The sequence below is a fragment of the uncultured Methylovirgula sp. genome (assembly GCF_947646745.1).
Classification (GTDB): Bacteria; Pseudomonadota; Alphaproteobacteria; order Rhizobiales; family Beijerinckiaceae; genus Methylovirgula.
The window spans coordinates 1-4525 of sequence record NZ_CANSHK010000077.1; the positions used below are offsets into that span (position 1 = coordinate 1).

At 57.9% G+C, this 4525-nt stretch carries 3 protein-coding genes; 1 reads left to right on the forward strand and 2 read right to left on the reverse strand.

Going from position 1 to position 4525, the window contains the following annotated elements; genetic code table 11:
- Both Q0025_RS14785 and Q0025_RS14790 read right to left on the reverse strand, forming a co-directional pair.
- On the reverse strand, nt 1-2567 hold a 2567-nt coding region (locus tag Q0025_RS14785; RefSeq protein ID WP_297300456.1), incomplete at its 3' end, for an MMPL family transporter.
- A 341-nt stretch (nt 2568-2908) separates the two neighbouring features.
- The gene (locus Q0025_RS14790; protein ID WP_297300458.1) at nt 2909-3913 is read right to left on the reverse strand and encodes a DUF1259 domain-containing protein; all 1005 of its coding nucleotides are present in this window, start codon (nt 3911-3913) and stop codon (nt 2909-2911) included.
- Nucleotides 3914-4312: 399 nt separating this feature from the next.
- Here Q0025_RS14790 and Q0025_RS14795 point away from each other — a divergent pair.
- A partial coding sequence (locus tag Q0025_RS14795) for a hypothetical protein (RefSeq protein ID WP_297300460.1) occupies nt 4313-4525 on the forward strand: 213 nt, incomplete at its 3' end.

The following is a 4525-nucleotide window of genomic DNA, read 5'->3' on the forward strand; positions in this document are numbered from 1 at the left end:
TTGGTCGAGGATGACCGCGGCGGCCCCATCAATGCCGGCTGGAACAAAATCGCCGCCACAAGCGTGCAGGCGAGCGCCAGGGCCATCAATTCGCCCATGCTCGACATTCCCGGGTTCTGGGACAACCACAGAGTGCCAAAAGCAGATGCCGTCGTCAGCCCACTAAAAAATATGGCGCGGGTCAGGCTCGTCTGCAACAGATCCGTCCGCCCACTGCGCCAAGCCTCGACGTAATAGATTTTGAAAGCGACCCCAACGCCGAGTAGAAGCGGGAGGGCGATGATATTTGCGAAATTCAACACCAATCCCAAAAGCGCGCAGAGCTCCAATGTCGCCAGTCCCGCAACCATGAGCGGAAGCAGAGTGAGCAGAACATCCCTCAGCCGTCGCAGGGCCAGAAACAAGAGCGCCGCTATGGCTGTAAGGGCCAAAATGGCGGCTTCGATGAACGATAAGAGAACCGTTCGCGCCGCTTCATAGAGGAATATCGCCGGCCCGGCTGCATTCGGGGCCACCTTCAAGACTGCCACGGCGAACCTGCTTATGGTCGCACTATCTCCCGGATCACCCTTGGGCAACACCTCCACTCGGGCCTCTCCTGGCGCCGTGATCCATTGCCGCACGAGTTCGTTCGGTAACGAGTCAATCGAAACCTGGGCTGCGCGGAGGCCACTCCGAAGCTGGGCGAGCGATAGTAGAAGCGGGTCGACGAAGACGGTCGAAGCCTTCTCACGCATCGCCGGGCTGGCCGCTGCGAGCCGCGTGACCGCCGTCGATAGACGACGCGCTGCCTCAGCCCCCTTGCCTGCATTCGACATGGCCACTTTGGACAATAAAGCTGCGGCTTGCGAAAGGCTTGCAACAACATCGCGATCGTTTGGCTTTGGTTCGATCTTCGGCGGATCAAGCGACTGACGCAGCTCCGATGCCGCCATATGAATGAGCTCAAGCTTCATTTTTTGTTGCTGCGGGACGAATGACGAGAGCGTCTTTGTCTCACGGACCTCGGGCAATTCTGAAAGGCGTTTCCCGAGCGCATCCGCCGATCGCAAATTCGGCACTATGACATCGATCGCATTGGCACCGATCTCGGGCTCTTTTTGGAGTTCGAGATAAGTCGTCACCGCGGAGGAACGGGGGTTGAGGAGATGCAAGGGATTGAAGTCGAAATGCAATGATCGCAACGCTGGCGCAGCAACGACAACCAGAAGAAAAGTAATGCCCACGATAGCTATGCGATGACGCATCAAGAAATGATCGACGGGTGCGAGGAATCCGAACCCGATCGGTTTGGCCTCCTGCGCGGGCTTCAATATGAAAAGGAGCGCCGGCAAAAGCGTAATGCTGCTCAAGAAGGCAATGAGCATACCGACCCCCGCGATCTGGCCCAGCTCGGCAAGACCGCGATACGCCGTTGGCAGAAACGAGAAAAAGCCCAGGGCCGTGGCGCAAGCCGCAAGCGCCAGGGGTCGTCCGGCCTTCGCAGCCGCGCGGCTGAGCGCACCTTGCAGATCGGGGCATTCGTACCGCTCCGCGCGGTAACGCACCGTGAACTGAATCGCGAAGTCGACGCTAAGGCCGATGAACAAGGTAAAGAACGCGATTGAAATCAAGTTCAGGGCTCCGACGATCAAGAGCCCGGCAGCCGTTGAAAGAGCGAGCCCCACGCCGACAGTGATTCCCACCGCGAGCGATAAGCGCAGCGAGCGGAGCGCCAACCAAAGGATCAACGCTGCGGCGCCCGATGCGATGAGACCGTTACGCGTCAGATTGGACGTGATTGTCGAATATTCGGAATCGTTGACGGCGACGCTGCCCGTCTGCCGCACCTCGGCGTCGTATCGCGTGTTCAGCAGCAGATCTGACGCAATTTGTGAAATTGTTTGCGAAGCCGATCGACCCGGTTCAAGTTTAGAGAAATCGAGGACGGGCTTAATTTCAATGAAGCGCAAGACCTGGCGATGATCGGGGTCGCTTGCCGTTGCCAGATTTTGCCAGGAAAAGCTCGAAGGTCGCCCGGCCAAGACGTTGTCGATCGCTTCTGCGGCATGTTTCAGCGGCGCGATCGTGCTTGCGAGCGGCAGCCGCCCGCTTTCAACACCGGCAAGCACGAGCGAAAGCGCGTCGGCGACGCCTCTTAGGCTCGGGTCTGCCGCAACGACGCCGATGAAGCCCCTTGCACCAAGAAGCCTCCGATCCAAATCTTTGAGCGCAGCCGGGGAAAGAAAGAGCAGCGCATTTCGAGCGAAGAAATCACCGGTTTCCAGGCGTGCGACAGAAACGAACTGGTCTTTTCGCGATTGCAGCGCGCTTGCAAGATCTCGGGCTGCAGCATCTGCGAGCTCGGGAGTCGGCGCCGAGACGACGGCCGTCAACCCGCGCTCTGGAAACGCCTGCGAGTATGCCGCAAGGCGGCGTTTCCAGGCGAGGTCTGAAGATAGCAAACTCGTAGTGTCTGTGCGGATGATAAAATGCCGTTCAGCGAAAATTCCCGCCGCCGATCCCAGAAGCAGCGCAAAGGCAAGCGTCACGACGGCATGTCGCGTGGAAAGGTCGACCAAGCGCATAACGAATGTCGCTAACATAGCCCGGGCCTTCGAAAATCCGACAAATAAATGCAAACTCGCCCCAACGGCCCGTGTTAACGGGGATTGATCGCGAAAGGTTGCGGGGCTGCACGCCGCGTAAGATTCGGCGGCAACCGAAATCACATTGGAGCGCTGAGCCGCCTGCGTTGATGAAGAAACGCAAGGCCAGGGCAATTAAAATATTGCTTATCGATCCCGGCTCTCGAGCGAGGTCGTTATGAAGCGGCGCTATCGGCTTCCTCAGTTGCGCTGCTATCGATGCGCGGGGTTGCCGACGGGGTCAAACGGGGCTTCGCGCAGCCTCATAATGCGGGGCTGCATCAGCGTGACATGCCGCCCAGCGCCGCGAGGTGCCGCACCGCTGTTTGATCAAGCGCCTCGCGGACCGAGCGCGCCAGGCTTGTCGCATCGCCGACCTTGAGCTGGTGGGAAAAAAACAATTGCGGGAATTCGTCGGTTTCTTGATTGTATAGGCAACCGATATCGAACCCGTTACGGATAGAGACCCGCATGACGGCGTCAACTTCGGCGGCGGTCATGGCGTAATCCGGCGCAACCGCAACTTTCTTCCCAGCGGAATCGAGCGGCATGAAATTTACATGCGTCAGCACGCCAAGATAAGGATTGACGTCGACGCCGCCCAGCCTGATCTGCTCCAGGCGCGGGATCATGACGTGAACCATGCCTCCATCGGAGATTTCGCCGACCCCGCCCAGGATTTGGGCAAGCCGGCGGTGATCTAACGGTGAAGTCGGATTCTTCTCTTTCGATTGAGGTAACGGCGCCGCGGTTCGCTCGACCACTTTCCGCAGCTTTTCCGCCAGCCGGATTGGGGCGTCGATCCCGCGCAAATGGATATGAAACACTTGCGGGTCTTCACCCATGAAATGCTGATGCAGCGCCTGAAATGTCAGTCCTTGCGCGACAATTTCTCTTATCACCGCATTTGCTTCGTCCGGCAAGACCGTCATCTCGCCGTTCACCATAGCGCGGCCATCGGGCAATGGCTGGATATTAAATCCGTCATCAATCTGAAAGTCTTTGGTAAAGGTGACACCCATTCGCCCCTTCACCGTGCCTATATCTTTACGGCCAATCGAAATTGAGAGCACCCCGTGATGGAATGAACCTTCCGCACCGATGGCCTTTTCAATTGCGTCGGCGGGTAGAGAGCCGTTCCGATCAAACGTGTCCGTCGCGCCATCCGCGATCGCGCTCTTAGCGGTCGCGCTTTTGACATTGTCGGCCAGTCCGCTGGCAGCAACCATCAGGCCGGCTGCGAACCCAATGCCATGCCGGCGCGTAATTTTTGGCCCAGACTTCATGCTTTGCTCCGCCAAATCGCTGTCACCAAACGGGCGGTTTGAGACTCGGTTCCACGCCAGGCGAATCTTGTTGCTGAGTATCAGGGTGCCTAAGGCACCCTCGCGAGGTAAGGTTCGGACCGCACTGACGCGATCGTTTTGTAATCTTCAGTTTAAGACGAAACTTTCGAGACGTGCTTTTATTGTCATAGGTGCGTACTTGCACTCCTCGTCAATTGCCCCGTCCAGCTCGCCTTTCGCTGGCGGCGCTTTTTCGCGAGAAAGAAGTGCGATGGAAAATCTTTATAAAACGAAGTTGATCCCAATCTGGAAGCGGTCTGCGACGCGATTTTAAACAGCGCCTTAGGCAACCGAATACTGCGGCCTTCGTTCGTCACCGGGCAACCAACGGAGGTCTTAATGAACCCCAGACTTATCTTTGCTGCCGTGTTGTCGGTGGCATTCGTCCTTCCCGCGGCCGCACAGGGCCACCGCTATTACACCGGCTATCATAGTCCTTATGTCGGACCGCGCGGCCATTATCGGTCCTTCGCTGCTTTCGAACGTTCCATGCAGGGAACGCCTTGCGGCGAGCAATGCACGCGTGACGCATACCGCTATCGGTATCGCCAC